Source organism: Brevundimonas huaxiensis (assembly GCF_014218725.1).
In the GTDB taxonomy this organism is placed as follows: domain Bacteria; phylum Pseudomonadota; class Alphaproteobacteria; order Caulobacterales; family Caulobacteraceae; genus Brevundimonas; species Brevundimonas huaxiensis.
The window spans coordinates 992773-1005876 of sequence record NZ_JABBJE010000001.1; the positions used below are offsets into that span (position 1 = coordinate 992773).

Annotated in this window: 15 protein-coding genes; 7 read left to right on the forward strand and 8 right to left on the reverse strand. The window is 63.5% G+C overall.

The window, feature by feature from the left end; all coding sequences use genetic code 11:
- Window positions 1-94: 94 nt before the first annotated feature.
- Window positions 95-2491: an endopeptidase La gene (gene lon / locus HF680_RS05020; protein WP_045811232.1), complete on the reverse strand. Its 2397-nt coding sequence runs from the start codon at window positions 2489-2491 to the stop codon at window positions 95-97.
- 281 nt (window positions 2492-2772) lie between these two features.
- On the opposite strand from lon, the gene HF680_RS16150 reads away from it, so the two are divergent.
- Genes HF680_RS16150 through HF680_RS05030 form a run of 3 tightly spaced genes read left to right on the forward strand, consistent with a single transcriptional unit; the run spans window position 2773 to window position 3298 of the window.
- Window positions 2773-2901 (forward strand): hypothetical protein, encoded by a 129-nt coding sequence (locus HF680_RS16150; protein ID WP_255353885.1) that lies wholly within the window; start codon window positions 2773-2775, stop codon window positions 2899-2901.
- Window positions 2898-3107, forward strand: a complete 210-nt coding sequence (locus HF680_RS05025; protein ID WP_185224248.1) for a hypothetical protein — start codon at window positions 2898-2900, stop codon at window positions 3105-3107. The genes HF680_RS16150 and HF680_RS05025 overlap by 4 nt, the downstream gene beginning before the upstream one ends.
- On the forward strand, window positions 3104-3298 hold the full coding sequence (locus HF680_RS05030) for a hypothetical protein (protein WP_091747113.1): 195 nt from the start codon (window positions 3104-3106) through the stop codon (window positions 3296-3298). The genes HF680_RS05025 and HF680_RS05030 overlap by 4 nt, the downstream gene beginning before the upstream one ends.
- Before the next feature lie 71 nt (window positions 3299-3369).
- Here the strand turns inward: HF680_RS05030 and clpX are convergent, their stop codons facing one another.
- Window positions 3370-4638 (reverse strand): ATP-dependent Clp protease ATP-binding subunit ClpX, encoded by a 1269-nt coding sequence (gene clpX, locus HF680_RS05035; protein WP_039243616.1) that lies wholly within the window; start codon window positions 4636-4638, stop codon window positions 3370-3372.
- Between the two features lie 203 nt (window positions 4639-4841).
- Between clpX and HF680_RS05040 the strand changes: the two genes are divergently transcribed.
- Window positions 4842-5480 (forward strand): HAD-IB family hydrolase, encoded by a 639-nt coding sequence (locus HF680_RS05040; protein WP_185224249.1) that lies wholly within the window; start codon window positions 4842-4844, stop codon window positions 5478-5480.
- A 3-nt stretch (window positions 5481-5483) separates the two neighbouring features.
- On the opposite strand, the gene HF680_RS05045 is transcribed toward HF680_RS05040, so the two are convergent.
- The 4 genes from HF680_RS05045 to tig all read right to left on the reverse strand — a co-directional run bounded on the left by HF680_RS05045 (window position 5484) and on the right by tig (window position 8974).
- A complete protein-coding gene (locus HF680_RS05045) occupies window positions 5484-5804 on the reverse strand; it encodes a hypothetical protein (protein WP_185224250.1) in 321 nt (106 codons plus the stop codon).
- 72 nt (window positions 5805-5876) lie between these two features.
- The gene (locus HF680_RS05050; RefSeq protein WP_091747119.1) at window positions 5877-6524 is read right to left on the reverse strand and encodes an ATP-dependent Clp protease proteolytic subunit; all 648 of its coding nucleotides are present in this window, start codon (window positions 6522-6524) and stop codon (window positions 5877-5879) included.
- A 93-nt stretch (window positions 6525-6617) separates the two neighbouring features.
- On the reverse strand, window positions 6618-7523 hold the full coding sequence (locus HF680_RS05055; protein WP_185224251.1) for a hypothetical protein: 906 nt from the start codon (window positions 7521-7523) through the stop codon (window positions 6618-6620).
- Window positions 7524-7627: 104 nt separating this feature from the next.
- A complete protein-coding gene (tig, locus tag HF680_RS05060) occupies window positions 7628-8974 on the reverse strand; it encodes a trigger factor (protein ID WP_185224252.1) in 1347 nt (448 codons plus the stop codon).
- Between the two features lie 191 nt (window positions 8975-9165).
- Here tig and HF680_RS05065 point away from each other — a divergent pair, with 191 nt between their 5' ends.
- Window positions 9166-9867, forward strand: a complete 702-nt coding sequence (locus HF680_RS05065; RefSeq protein ID WP_205195924.1) for an MBL fold metallo-hydrolase — start codon at window positions 9166-9168, stop codon at window positions 9865-9867.
- 18 nt (window positions 9868-9885) lie between these two features.
- On the opposite strand, the gene HF680_RS05070 is transcribed toward HF680_RS05065, so the two are convergent.
- On the reverse strand, window positions 9886-10179 hold the full coding sequence (locus tag HF680_RS05070) for a hypothetical protein (RefSeq protein ID WP_185224253.1): 294 nt from the start codon (window positions 10177-10179) through the stop codon (window positions 9886-9888).
- A gap of 103 nt (window positions 10180-10282) precedes the next feature.
- On the opposite strand from HF680_RS05070, the gene HF680_RS05075 reads away from it, so the two are divergent.
- Both HF680_RS05075 and HF680_RS05080 read left to right on the forward strand, forming a co-directional pair.
- Window positions 10283-10444 (forward strand): hypothetical protein, encoded by a 162-nt coding sequence (locus HF680_RS05075; RefSeq protein WP_185224254.1) that lies wholly within the window; start codon window positions 10283-10285, stop codon window positions 10442-10444.
- Between the two features lie 116 nt (window positions 10445-10560).
- Window positions 10561-10782, forward strand: coding sequence for a con-10 family general stress protein (locus tag HF680_RS05080; protein ID WP_039243609.1), 222 nt, complete (start codon window positions 10561-10563; stop codon window positions 10780-10782).
- Window positions 10783-10865: 83 nt separating this feature from the next.
- On the opposite strand, the gene egtB is transcribed toward HF680_RS05080, so the two are convergent.
- Window positions 10866-13025 (reverse strand): ergothioneine biosynthesis protein EgtB, encoded by a 2160-nt coding sequence (gene egtB / locus HF680_RS05085; RefSeq protein WP_185224334.1) that lies wholly within the window; start codon window positions 13023-13025, stop codon window positions 10866-10868.
- Window positions 13026-13104: the final 79 nt, after the last annotated feature.

The window sequence follows — 13104 nt, forward strand, 5'->3', positions numbered from 1 at the left end:
CAGAACGAATCACTAAAGGACAGATCGGCGGTTGCGTCAAAAACGAAAACGCCGCCGGTGGGATCACCGGCGGCGCTCGCTGTTCAACTCGGCGTTAGTGGCTGACTGCCGCCGCCGGTCCTTCCGGAGCCGCGACCGGGGCCGGCAGCGGTTCGGCCGCCTCGTCCCACTCCACCGGCGTCAGGGTGCCGACAAGCGCCCACTTCAGCGCCTCGTCCGCCGTGGAGATCGGCACGATCTCCAGCGCCGACTTCACATTGTCCGGCACGTCGGCGAGATCCTTCTCGTTCTCCTGCGGGATCAGCACCGTCTTGACGCCGGAGCGCAGGGCCGCGAGCAGCTTCTCCTTCAGACCGCCGATAGCAGTGACCCGGCCGCGCAGGGTGATCTCGCCGGTCATGGCGATATCCTTGCGGATCGGAATGCCGGTGAGAACCGAGACCATCGCCACGGTCATGGCCACGCCGGCGGACGGGCCATCCTTGGGCGTCGCGCCGTCCGGCACGTGGACGTGGATGTCGGTCTTCTCGAACACCGGGGGCTTGACGCCGAAGGCCAGGGCGCGCGACCGCACATAGGACGCCGCAGCCGAGATCGACTCCTTCATCACGTCCTTCAGATTGCCGGTCACGGTCATGCGCCCGCGACCCGGCATCTTGATCGCCTCGATGGTCAGGATGTCGCCGCCGAACTCGGTCCAGGCCAGACCGGTGACGATGCCGACCTGATCCTCCTCATCCGTCTCGCCGTAGCGGAACTTCTTCACCCCCGCATAGTCGGACAGCTTAGCCTCATCGACCGTGATCGACTTGGCGCCCGTCTTGGCCATCTCGCGCACGGCCTTGCGCGCCAGACCGCCCAACGCCCGCTCCAGTGAGCGCACGCCAGCCTCGCGGGTGTAATAGCGGATCAGGTCGCGGATCGTGTCTTCCGGCACGATCAGTTCGCCGTCCTTCAGGCCGTGGTCCGCCAACTGCTTGGGCAGGACGTGGCGCTTGGCGATCTCGACCTTCTCATCCTCGGTATAGCCCGAGACCCGGATGATCTCCATCCGGTCCATCAGCGGCTGCGGCATGTTCAGGCTGTTCGCGGTCGTCACGAACATCACCTGGGACAGGTCGTAGTCCACCTCCAGATAGTGGTCGCCAAAGGTCGAGTTCTGGGCCGGATCCAGCACCTCCAGCAGGGCCGACGACGGATCGCCGCGCCAGTCCGATCCCAGCTTGTCGATCTCGTCCAGCAGGACGAAGGCGTTGGTCGTCTTGGCCTTCTTCATCGACTGAATGATCTTGCCGGGCATGGAGCCGATATAGGTCCGGCGGTGGCCGCGGATCTCGCTCTCGTCGCGCACGCCGCCCAGCGACATGCGGACGTATTCACGCCCCGTCGCCTTGGCGATGGATTTGGCCAGCGAGGTCTTGCCGACGCCAGGAGGGCCGACCAGGCACAGGATCGGGCCTTTCAGGCTGCCGGTGCGGGCCTGGACCGCCAGATACTCGATGATCCGCTCCTTGACCTTCTCCAGACCGAAGTGATCCTCTTCCAGGATGTCCTCGGCCTTGACCAGGTCGATCGGCTTCTGCTTGGCCTTGCCCCACGGCACGGACAGCAGCCAGTCGAGATAGTTGCGCACGACGGTCGATTCCGCCGACATGGGGCTCATGTTGCGCAGCTTTTTGACCTCGGCCTCGGCCTTGGTCCGCGCTTCCTTGGACAGGCGCGTCTTACGAATGCGCTTCTCCAGGTCCATGATCTCGTCGCGCGCGTCGTCGGTCTCGCCCAGCTCGCGCTGGATCGCCTTCATCTGCTCGTTCAGATAATACTCGCGCTGGGTCTTCTCCATCTGGCGCTTCACGCGCGAGCGGATCTTCTTCTCGACCTGAAGGACCGAAATCTCGCCTTCCATCAGCCCATAGACCTTCTCCAGCCGCTTGGGCACATCGAAGGTTTCCAGCAGGCCCTGCTTGTCGGCGATCTTGACCGACAGATGAGCGGCGACCGAGTCCGCCAGCTTGGAGGCGTCGGTGATTTGGGGGATGGAGCTAAGGGCCTCGGGCGGGACCTTCTTGTTCAGCTTCACATAGTTTTCGAACTGCTCGACCACGGCGCGCAGCATGGCCTCGGCTTGCGAGGCATCGCCGGCTTCGTCCTCGATCTCGACGGCCTCGGCCTCGAAATACTCCTCACGGTCGGTGAAGCGGGTCAGGCGCGCGCGGCCCTTGCCCTCGACCAGCACCTTGACCGTGCCGTCGGGCAGTTTCAGCAGTTGCAGCACCGAGGCCAGCACGCCGACGGGATAGATGGCGTCCGGCGACGGATCGTCGTCGACGCTGTTCTTCTGGGTCGCCAGCAGGATCTGCTTTTCGCCCTTCATGATCTCGTCCAGCGCCTTCACCGACTTCTCGCGTCCGACGAAGAGCGGCACGACCATGTGCGGGAAGACGACGATGTCTCTCAGCGGCAGGACGGGCAGGATTTTTGGTTCAGTCATGATGCGTACTCCTGGGCCATTGATCATCTCCGGCCCGCCGCCAGGGTCCGCCGGGCAAGAGGCCCGACCGGCGCATGACGGCCCGTCGATTCCGACGGCGTTCGGATGAGTATGTGGTTTGAAAGACCCGCGGTTCAAGCGTGACCGCGGAACGGCCCACATCTGCGTGGCCACAAGCCCTTCCGATCGCGTCGCTTTAGGTCCGCATTACGCCCGGCGAGGCTTTCGACATGGCGACTTTACGGGGATCGGGCGTCTTCTGCCGCTCCAAGGAGATGACCATGAGCCGTTCCCACCTGCTGGCCGAGACCCTGAAACGTCCCGCCCCGGCGCCGACAACCCTTCAGATGGCGATGACCTTCATCGGCGCCCTGTTCGGAGCCCCGATCCGCAAGGGCCGCGCGCGATGATGCAAGGCCATGTCGAGGGCGGCGTGACCCGCGCCGCCCCTCTGCGACGATACAGGGTCGTGCCTCGCGCCAGCGGTTGGGCGGTGGCGCTCAACAACGCCTGCATCCGCCCCCTGCCCGATCGCATCTCGGCCGAACGTCTCGCCGCCCGACTTCAGGCCGAGGCCGACCGCCTGAACCGCGACCAACATCGCCTGACACAATGATAACGCCCCTAGCCTCGCCACCCGCCGTCGAAATCCTGACGATCCAGCCTGTCGGCGATCGCTGGCGCATCACCTCAAGCGACGGCCTGTTCGAAGGCGTCTTCACCGACGCCAAAAGCGCCGTCCGATGCGCCAGAGCGGAGGCCGAGGCGCACCCAGGCCATGTCCTGATGTTGGCCGAACCCGCCTGATCGCCTCAGATCAAGAAAAAGGCCGGAGCGATCTCGCTCCGGCCTTCGTCATTTCAGGACTTTTCGCCAATTCAGGCGGCGCCGTCGGCCTTCTTCTTGGAGGCTTCCGAATAGATCAGCAGGGGCTGGGCCTTGCCGTCGATGACCTCGGCGTTGACCACCACCTCTTCGACGCCTTCGAAGGTCGGCAGTTCGAACATGGTCTCCAGCAGAATGCCTTCCAGGATCGAGCGCAGGCCGCGTGCCCCGGTCTTGCGGGTGATGGCCTTCTTGGCGACGGCGATCAGCGCGTCGTCGGTGAAGGTCAGTTCGACATTCTCCATCTCGAACAGACGCTTGTACTGTTTGACCAGGGCGTTCTTCGGCTCGGTCAGAATGGTGACGAGCGCCGTCTCGTCCAAGTCTTCCAGCGTCGCCAGAACAGGCAGGCGGCCGATGAACTCGGGGATCAGACCGAACCGCATCAGGTCGTCAGGCTCGACACCTTTCAGGATATCGCCCGTGCGGCGTTCGTCGATCTCCTTGACCTTGGCGCCGAAGCCGATCGATGCGCCGGATCCACGCGCCGAAATCACCTTTTCCAGGCCCGCGAAGGCGCCGCCGACGATGAACAGGATGTTGGCGGTGTCCACCTGCAGGAACTCCTGCTGCGGATGCTTGCGACCGCCTTGCGGCGGCACGGAGGCGACGGTGCCTTCCATGATCTTCAGCAGGGCCTGCTGCACGCCTTCGCCCGACACGTCGCGGGTGATCGACGGGTTGTCCGACTTGCGCGAAATCTTATCGATCTCGTCGATGTAGACGATGCCGCGCTGGGCCCGCTCGACGTTGTAGTCCGACGCCTGCAGCAGCTTCAGGATGATGTTCTCGACATCCTCACCCACATAGCCGGCTTCGGTCAGGGTCGTGGCGTCGGCCATGGTGAAGGGCACGTCGATTATGCGCGCCAGCGTCTGGGCCAGCAGCGTCTTGCCCGAGCCGGTCGGCCCGATCAACATGATGTTCGACTTGGCCAGTTCGACGTCGTTGTTCTTCGTCGCGTGATTCAGGCGCTTGTAGTGGTTGTGGACGGCGACCGAGAGCACCTTCTTGGCGTGCGCCTGGCCGATGACATAGTCGTCCAGCACGTCGCGGATTTCCTTGGGCGTAGGCACGCCGTCGGTCGTCTTCTTGAAGCCGATCTTGTGCTCTTCGCGGATGATGTCCATGCACAGTTCGACGCATTCATCGCAGATGAAGACGGTCGGGCCCGCGATGAGCTTGCGGACCTCGTGCTGGCTCTTTCCGCAGAACGAGCAGTAGAGGGTGCTTTTGGCGTCGGTGCCGGCTGCTTTGGTCATAGACCCTTATCTCACTCCCGCGGGGCGGACCGAAATGGCCCGAAACGCGCTTCCCTCACATTGATTCCAGCACTCTGGATGCGAAGGTCTTCAAAAAATGACAATCACCCATCACACGTTCCGGAACAACCCCGAAGGCGGCAGGGGATTGTTGCAGTGCGTGGATGGATCAGTGTCGACGGGGATCAAGGCGAATGTCTGACATGGGTATTGTGCACGATTTACGCCAGTCCACGGCAAATGGACGTGTCATCGTCGCTTTCGATTTCGACGGCACGCTGACGATTCGCGACAGTTTCACCGAGTTCCTGCGCTGGCGCGCCGGGCCGGGGGCCTGGGCGCTGGGGCTGGTCAAGCTGGCCCCCGCGCTGGCCGCCTACGCCAAGGATCGCGACCGGGGCCGGATTAAGGCGGCCTCCGTAAAGGAGTTTTTGCTTGGCGTGAGCCGCCAGACGCTGGAAGCGGAAGCCGCAGCCTTCGCCGAAGAGATCTGGCCCCGCTTCATGCGCCCCGATGCGCTTGAGGTGTGGAACGACTGGGGCCGACGCGGCGCGCATCGCGTCATCGTGACCGCGTCGCCGACGACGACCGTCGCGCCATTCGCCCGAAAGCTGGGGGCCGAGGCCCTGCTGGGCACCGAGTTCGTCTTCGACGCCGATGACCGGATAACCGGCGACTTCGCCGGTCCGAATTGTCGGGATCAGGAAAAGGTGCGGCGGCTGAAGGCGGCCTATGGCGAAGACATGAACCTGACGGCCGCCTATGGCGACACCTCGGGCGATACTGAAATGCTGGCGATGGCCCAGCAGCCGGGTTTCCGGGTTTTCCGTCAGAAGCCCTGAAGCTCAGTTCCCGTCGGCGTCCACGTCGAACACCATCGCCTTGCCGCGTGACGTCGGGTCCCACCCCGCCTCAATCGCCGACGAGACGGCGGTGCGGACGGCGTCGACATTGACGCGCTGCTTTTCCACGTCCGGCCGGCCGTTGGGCCGAAGCGGCGGCGGAAACTGGACGATGGCTTCGCGCTTGAAGTCCGCGTGGCGAAGGGAAACGGCCATGCCCTCCCAGACGTTGCCGCCCTTGGGCTGAGGTTGGCGACGAAGCTCCCAGACGTAGCTTTCACCATCGACATCGACCGTGCCGCTTTGATCTCGTTTGAACTGCATGACGGCTCCGATAGCACAAAATGAAAAGGGCGCGCCGCAGTGGGCGCGCCCTCACGTCTTTCGACAGCCGTCTTAGTTGCCGGGCGTCTTCACGCCGTCGGCGTCGGCCTGTTCGCGGCGATCGTAGACGTGATCCACGATGCCCCAGGCCTTGGCTTCCTCGGCCGACATGAAGTGGTCGCGGTCCAGCGTCTTTTCGACCTCCTCATACGTGCGGCCGGTGTGGTGGACGTAGATCTCGTTCAGACGACGCTTGGTGTAGCGGATGTCGGCGGCGTGCAGCTCGATGTCCGACGCCTGGCCGCGGAAACCACCCGACGGCTGGTGCACCATGACCCGCGCATTCGGCAGGGCGATGCGCTGGCCTGCCTCACCGGCCGTCAGGATCAGCGATCCGGCCGAGGCCGCCATGCCCATCACCACGGTCGAAACCGGGCTCTTGATGTATTGCATGGTGTCGTAGATCGCGAGCGCCGAGGTCACCTGACCCCCGGGGCTGTTGATATACATGCTGATTTCCTTCTTCGGATTCTCCGATTCAAGGAACAGCAGCTGGGCGCAGATCAGCGACGCCATACCGTCCTCAAACGGCCCCGTCAGGAAGATGATCCGCTCGCGCAGCAGACGCGAGAAGATGTCGAAGGAGCGCTCGCCGCGGCTGGATTGCTCCACCACCATCGGCACAAGGTTCATGTTCATCAGTTCGATCGGATCGCGCATTTAGCCTTCTCGGATGCAGTGGCGACGATTCAGCGTCGTCAGCCGGTTATGCTGCATATCGCGTTCGATGACACCCTTCGCAAGACGCCCGGCTCATTCGAACTGCGCGTCTTGCTGGTTCGCCGCTGCACGCCGGCCTTTCTGCAGCCGTTCCGCGACCGCCGCCTCCTGCGCAGCGGCGGATGCGCGATCGGGCTCCGCCTCATACAAGGCTTGCAGATAGGCGCGGTCCCAGTCCGTGAGGCCGGTCACGTTCTGAGGATCACCAAATAGATTCAGCACTGTGGGCTGATCGGAGTAGTCGGCGCGGGGATCGACCTGGGCCAGGACGACCATCGCGGCGTAGTCCATCAAAGCCGGCAAAAGCACGCCAGTGGCCTTGGTCATATCAATAACGACGGTCGCAGAGCTCAGGTCATACCGCAGCGGCGACCTCATACGGCTGATGTTGCGCGATGCAATCGAAGGCGGCTCTCCACCGGCGACACGAGCCGCCAGTTGGCCTGTGTCTGCTGAGACCGGCAGGGAAATGTGCCACCATCGCACTGGCGCATCACTGGTTTTGAACCGCTCCAGCGCCGCCAAACCCATGTTGGTGTTGTCGATTGGAGGACGGAAGCGACGACGCCAACCTTCCACCAGTGCTGATGCGACGCTGGGACCATCCTCTGTGGCGATTATCAGCACATTGGCGGTGCAGCCAGGCTCTCCCACTCGAATTTCAAGGTCATGAGCGATTTCGCCGATGCGATCGGCAAGCATCTGACCGTAGGGTGCCTTCAATCCGGCGACGCTGACGCACAGCGGCGTATTCCACCGTCCAAGCCGCGCACCGGCGGGCGCGGTTGCAACACGCTGGACAAACTGGCGCGCAGCCTGTCGCGGCGACTGACCCTCGACCGTGATCTCCTCCAGATCTGCCGGAGGCGGCTGTCCCGGATCCTGCGCCTGCGCGCCTGCGGTGATGAGGGCGGCCAGAGCGACGGCGGAAAAGGACATTGAAGACATACCTGAAAAGCAAAATGGGCCCGCACTGCGGACCCATTCGACTTACAATTCAGACACCACAACCGCCAGTTACGGTCGTGTAATCGAGCGAAAAATCAGCCCTCGTCTTCGTCTTCCTTAAGCAGCTCTTCCTTGGTGATCGGCTTGTCGGTCACGTCGGCGACGCCCACGATCAGGTCGACGACCTTCTCTTCGTAGATGGGCGCGCGCATCTGGGCGGCGGCATTGGGGTTCTGGCGGTAGAAGTTCAGGACGGCCTGTTCTTGGCCCGGATAGTTGCGCGCTTCCTGCAGGATGGCGGCGTTCAATTCCTGATCCGTGACCTGGACGTTGTTGGCGCGACCGATTTCGGCCAGCACCAGGCCCAGACGAACGCGGCGTTCAGCGATCTTGCGGTATTCGGCCTTCAGGTCTTCGTCCGACTTGGCGGCGTCTTCTTCCGGCAGACGACCAGCGGTCTTGTCAGCTTCGACCTGCTGCCAGATGCCGTCGAACTCGGCGTCAACCATCTTCGGCGGCAGCGGGAAGTCGTGAGCCTCGTCCAGTTGGTCCAGCAGGGCGCGCTTCAGCTTGAAACGGGCCGCGCCGGCGTACTGCTGGTCCAGGTTGGACTTCAGCAGTTCCTTCAGCTTGTCCAGCGACTCCAGACCGATGCGGGTGGCGAAATCGTCGTCGATCTTGGATTCGGCTTCCGCCTTGATGGCCTTCACCTTGATGTCGAAGGTGGCCTTCTTGCCGGCCAGATGGGCGGCTTGATAGTTCTCGGGGAAGGTGACCTCGATAGTCTTCTCTTCGCCGACCTTGGCGCCCGTCAGTTGCTCTTCGAAACCGGGGATGAAGCGGCCCGAGCCGATCACCAGGTCCGCGTCCTCGGCGGCGCCGCCTTCGAAGGGCTCGCCGTCCAGCTTGCCCAGGAAATCGATCGTCAGCTGGTCGCCCTCGGCGGCCTTGATGGTCTTGCCCTTCTTGTCTTCGTAGGTCTTGGCCTGACCAGCCAGTTCCGTCAGGGCCTCGTCCAGATCGGCGTCCGACGCTTCATAGGTCGGGCGTTCCAGCTTCAGGGTCTTGGGATCGACCGGCTCGAAGTCCGGCATGATTTCCAGCGACATTTCGTAGGCCAGGTCTTCCTGACCGGCGATGACCTTGTCCATGTCAGACGTCAGCTTCATCTCGGCCGGCGCGGCCGGGCGGATCTTGGCCTCGTCGAGCGCCTTCTGGCTGGTTTCGTTCAGCTCGGCGTTGATGATCTCGCCCATGAACTCACGGCCGAAGGTCTTCTTGACGTGGGCGACCGGCACCTTGCCCGGACGGAAGCCCTTCAGCTTCACCTGCGGGGCGACTTCCTTGACGCGGGCTTCGAGCTTTTCGTTCAGCTCCGCGACGGGAATGGTGACCGCGATCACGCGGCTGAGGCCTTCGTTCGACTTTTCGACGACTTGCATGGTCGGGATTCTGACGCTCTGGGGCGCATGAGCCATCGAGACGGCCGGCGCGGAATGGATAAAGCAAGAAGGCCGCCCCGTGTGGAGCGGCGCCTCGAAGCCCGCCCTTATGTCGAGAAGGGCCCGAAAGGTCAACGCGGGCGTGGTCAGAGCCGGTGGTTTCGCGGCCTTTGCGTGGCTATGTTGACCAAATGAGCCAACCCGCCTCCCCCATCGGCGTCTTCGTCACGCCCGTCACCCCGCTTCAACAGAACTGCACGACCGTCTGGTGCACCGCCACCAACAAGGCCGCCGTGATCGATCCTGGCGGTTCGGTCGATGCAGTCTTGGGCGAGGTCACGCGGCGCGGCCTGACGCTGGATCAGATCTGGATCACTCACGGCCATCTGGATCACGCGGGCGGCGCAGCCGAAATGCAGGAAAAGACCGGCGCCGAGATCATCGGCCCTCAGAAGGCCGACCAGTTCTGGATCGACCGAATCGTGGAGAGCGGCCGGATGTACGGCCTGCCTGATGCCCGCCCCTTCACGCCCGACCGCTGGCTGGAAGATGGCGACACCGTCACGCTGGGCGAAACGACCTGGGACGTGCGTCACTGCCCCGGCCATACGCCCGGGCACGTCATCTTCTTCAATCGCGCGGCGCGATTCGCTCAGGTCGGGGATGTTCTGTTCAAGGGTTCGGTCGGCCGCACCGACTTCCCGATGAGCGATCCGCCCGCCCTTATCAGCTCGGTGATCGAAAAGCTCTGGCCGTTGGGCGACGACGTCACCTTTGTGCCGGGCCACGGGCCGATCTCCACCTTTGGTGAAGAGCGAAGGACGAATCCGTTCGTGTCTGACGCCGCAATGCGACAGGCCCCGATCCAGCGTGAGCCGTCGGGGCCTGCCTGAGCATGCTGATCGTGTGGCTTAGCGCCGCAGGATCATGCCGATGATGACGCCGATGCCCAATGCGTAGAGCGCCGCCTTCATCGGATTGTCCTGAATGTCTTCCTGCACGCGATGAACGCGTCCGGAAATCTTCTCACGGACCAGGCCCGCATCTTCTCTGACGGCCTGACGGACCGACGTGGTCTTGCCAAAGCTGCGGCCCTCGCCTTGGGCGAGAATTGCGTCGGCCTGTCGGTCCAGACGTTGGGTCAGGTCATCGTCCTCCAGGACGATGTCGTCGGGTGATGTCGCGCTTATCGGGGTGTTGGTCATGTCGATCTCCGTGCTTCGCTGAACAAACCGGCGTTGCGACCCATGGTTCCTTTTTGAACGCGGGCGATCAGGGTGCGTTGGTTGATCGCACAAGGAGCCGCTCATGACCTATATCGAACCCACTCCGACCACGCCGCAACCCGAAATCCAGCCTGAACCGGCGCAGCAGCCGGAAATACAGCCTTCAGACACCCCCGATGAAGTTCCGCCGATGGAACCGGATGGTGCCGGCGAAGGTGATTCGCGGCCTTACGGCGCTGGCTGAAGTCAAACTCACGCGCGCTTGAGGATCGCGACAGTAAAACCGAGTTCCCGACGGAACCGTCACCGAGTCACTGGGTTCACTTCAGCAAGCGCAACGGCAGCACTGAAAGGAACACGATGGACAGCCAACCCACACGCCCCTCCGGCGTTTCCAAGCGAGGTTTCGCCTCCATGGATCCCGAACGTCAGCGCGAGATCGCGCGCAAAGGGGGCGCAAGCGTCCCCAGCGAAAAACGTAGCTTCTCCCAAGATCGCAGCCTTGCCGCACAGGCCGGCCGCAAGGGTGGCGAGGCGTCGCACGGTACCAAGAAAGATGCGGACGCAGCCGACGGGCAATAGTCGGCAAGACTAGATACAAACAGGGCGGCCCATCGATCGATGCGCCGCCCTTTTTCTTGTCCGCGATCAGCCGCGCATTCGGCTCAGGCGCGCAGGACCGCCAAGGCCACGCTCGGCGCCGGAGAGGTGTCGATGCGGACGACCGTCCAGCCGGCGGCGGCCGCCATGGTCTGGATCGATTCAGGCGTGAACTTGCGCGAGCTTTCGGTGTGGATCGTCTCGCCGGTCATAAAGCCGAATGTCCGATCTCTGATGCGCGCGGTCGTCGGCGCAATCGCTTGCAGATGCATTTCCATACGCGAGGCGTCCGGGTTCCACACGGCGCGGTGAACAAAGGCGTCCACGTCGAAATCAGCATCCAGCTCGATGTTGGCGCGGATCAGAACATTGCGATTGAAGGCTGCCGTCACGCCCTGGCTGTCGTCATAGGCGGCGACCAGGATCGCAGGGTCTTTGACCAGATCGACGCCCAGAATGAACAACGCCCCTTCGCCCAGCATCCGACGCGCCGCGGCCAGGAATGCTTCGGCCTCGTCCGGTTGCAGATTGCCGATGGTCGAGCCGGGGAAGAAGCCGATCCGCCGCCCCGACGGCAGGTCATCGGGCAGCGGCGCCAAATGCTCGAAGTCCCCCAGAACCGGCTGCACGCGCAGCGTCGGATAGTCGGCGCGGACGCGAATGGCGGCGTCCATCAGAGCGCTCTCGCTGATGTCGAGGGGAACGTAGGCGCCGAGGTCCGTGGCGGCGTCCAACAAGATCCGCGTCTTCTCGCTGGCGCCGGATCCAAACTCGACCAGCACCGCATCGGGGCCGAAGTCGGCCGTCAACTCCGCCGCGCGATCGTGCAAGAGCGCCATTTCCTGCCGGGTCGGATAGTATTCGGGCAGCACGGTGATGTCTTCGAACAGGCGCGACCCATCTGCGTCATAGAACCACTTCGGCGGCACGGCCTTTTGCGCGCGCGACAGCCCTTCGATCATATCCTTTCGAAAGGCGGCGGTTTGGGCGTCGTCCGCGGCGGCGTCGCGCGCCACGGTCCGGCCTTCAGCCAGTCTCAAACCCATGAAAGCCCACCTCTGTTGGGGATAGAAGAAGTTGCGATAGGTGATGCGGTCATGGCCCGGCGGCGTGGCGAACGATCCGCCCCGCAGCACCATCTGATTGGCCATGAACTTGCCGTTGTATTCGGCGGCGGTGCCCGGCGTCGGCTGGAAGCCGGGATAGGGCCCATAGGCGCTGGACGTCCACTGCCACACTTCGCCAGCCAGGTTCGAAAACGCCTCAGGCGAGGAGGCGGCGGCATGTTCCCATTCCGCCTCGGACGGCAGACGCTTGCCGGCCCAGCGGGCGTAGGCGTCGGCCTCATAAAAGCTGATGTGGCGAACCGGCGCGGCAGGATCCACAGGTGTACGCCCCGTCAAACCCATCACGGTCCAGTCGCCATCCTCGCGACGCCAGTACAGCGGCGCGGTCCAGCCCTCAGCCTTGACTGTCGCCCAGCCGTCCGACAGCCACAGGTCGGAACGCGAATAGCCGCCATCCTGGATGAAGGCGATCCACTCGCCGTTCGTCACCAAATCCGCAGCCAGAGCGAACGGCTCCAGCCAGACACGGTGCGCAGGCCCCTCATTGTCGAAGGCGAAGCCCGATTGGTCATGGCCGATCGTCACCAGACCGCCGTCGAACGCCACCGTTCCACCGCGTCTGATCTGGAGCGTCTCGACTCTGGGCTCGATCTCATAGGCGGCGGGGTCGAGCGGAGAGCGCGACAACAGGTTCAGCATGTCCATCAGGAAAAGCTCCTGATGCTGCTGGTCGTGGTGCAGACCCAGCTCGAACAGATAGCGTTGATGGCCGCTGGTCTCACCCTGCGCCAGCCAGGCGATCACCCGGCGGTCGATCTCTCGGCGATAAGCCAGGACCTCATCGACGGACGGACGGGTCATCAGCCCGCGCTGGTCCCGCCTGACCCGCTCGCCCAAAGCCTCATAGTAGGAGTTGAACAGCTGCTGAAAACGCGGATCGACGGGCTGGTGTCCGGGATCGGACGACAGGATCATCGCCTCGAAAAACCAGCTGGTGTGCGCCAGATGCCATTTCCCTGGGCTGCAATCCGCCATCGACTGAGCTGACAGATCCTCGGCAGACAAACCTTCAGCCAGAGCGATCATGCGCGCGCGAACGGCCTTGAACCGCGCCACGTCTGACGCAACCCGCGGGTCGGGCTCGGAGCGCGCATTCATGTCAGCTGTCCCGTCCGACACCAGCCCCAGCGCCTTGTCAGTCGATTGGAAACGCACCAACAAGGCCAAGGTTCCCAAA

What these genes read in the sequence shown, in the direction of transcription:
- clpX (WP_039243616.1), bottom strand. Translation starts at nt 4,638, where the DNA reads ATGACCAAAGCAGCCGGCACCGACGCCAAAAGCACCCTCTACTGCTCG.
- HF680_RS05080 (WP_039243609.1), top strand. Translation starts at nt 10,561, where the DNA reads ATGGACAGCCAACCCACACGCCCCTCCGGCGTTTCCAAGCGAGGTTTC.
- HF680_RS05045 (WP_185224250.1), bottom strand. Translation starts at nt 5,804, where the DNA reads ATGCAGTTCAAACGAGATCAAAGCGGCACGGTCGATGTCGATGGTGAA.
- HF680_RS05075 (WP_185224254.1), top strand. Translation starts at nt 10,283, where the DNA reads ATGACCTATATCGAACCCACTCCGACCACGCCGCAACCCGAAATCCAG.
- egtB (WP_185224334.1), bottom strand. Translation starts at nt 13,025, where the DNA reads ATGAATGCGCGCTCCGAGCCCGACCCGCGGGTTGCGTCAGACGTGGCG.
- tig (WP_185224252.1), bottom strand. Translation starts at nt 8,974, where the DNA reads ATGCAAGTCGTCGAAAAGTCGAACGAAGGCCTCAGCCGCGTGATCGCG.
- HF680_RS05070 (WP_185224253.1), bottom strand. Translation starts at nt 10,179, where the DNA reads ATGACCAACACCCCGATAAGCGCGACATCACCCGACGACATCGTCCTG.
- HF680_RS05030 (WP_091747113.1), top strand. Translation starts at nt 3,104, where the DNA reads ATGATAACGCCCCTAGCCTCGCCACCCGCCGTCGAAATCCTGACGATC.
- HF680_RS16150 (WP_255353885.1), top strand. Translation starts at nt 2,773, where the DNA reads ATGAGCCGTTCCCACCTGCTGGCCGAGACCCTGAAACGTCCCGCCCCG.
- HF680_RS05055 (WP_185224251.1), bottom strand. Translation starts at nt 7,523, where the DNA reads ATGTCCTTTTCCGCCGTCGCTCTGGCCGCCCTCATCACCGCAGGCGCG.
- HF680_RS05025 (WP_185224248.1), top strand. Translation starts at nt 2,898, where the DNA reads ATGATGCAAGGCCATGTCGAGGGCGGCGTGACCCGCGCCGCCCCTCTG.
- HF680_RS05050 (WP_091747119.1), bottom strand. Translation starts at nt 6,524, where the DNA reads ATGCGCGATCCGATCGAACTGATGAACATGAACCTTGTGCCGATGGTG.
- HF680_RS05065 (WP_205195924.1), top strand. Translation starts at nt 9,166, where the DNA reads ATGAGCCAACCCGCCTCCCCCATCGGCGTCTTCGTCACGCCCGTCACC.
- HF680_RS05040 (WP_185224249.1), top strand. Translation starts at nt 4,842, where the DNA reads ATGGGTATTGTGCACGATTTACGCCAGTCCACGGCAAATGGACGTGTC.
- lon (WP_045811232.1), bottom strand. Translation starts at nt 2,491, where the DNA reads ATGACTGAACCAAAAATCCTGCCCGTCCTGCCGCTGAGAGACATCGTC.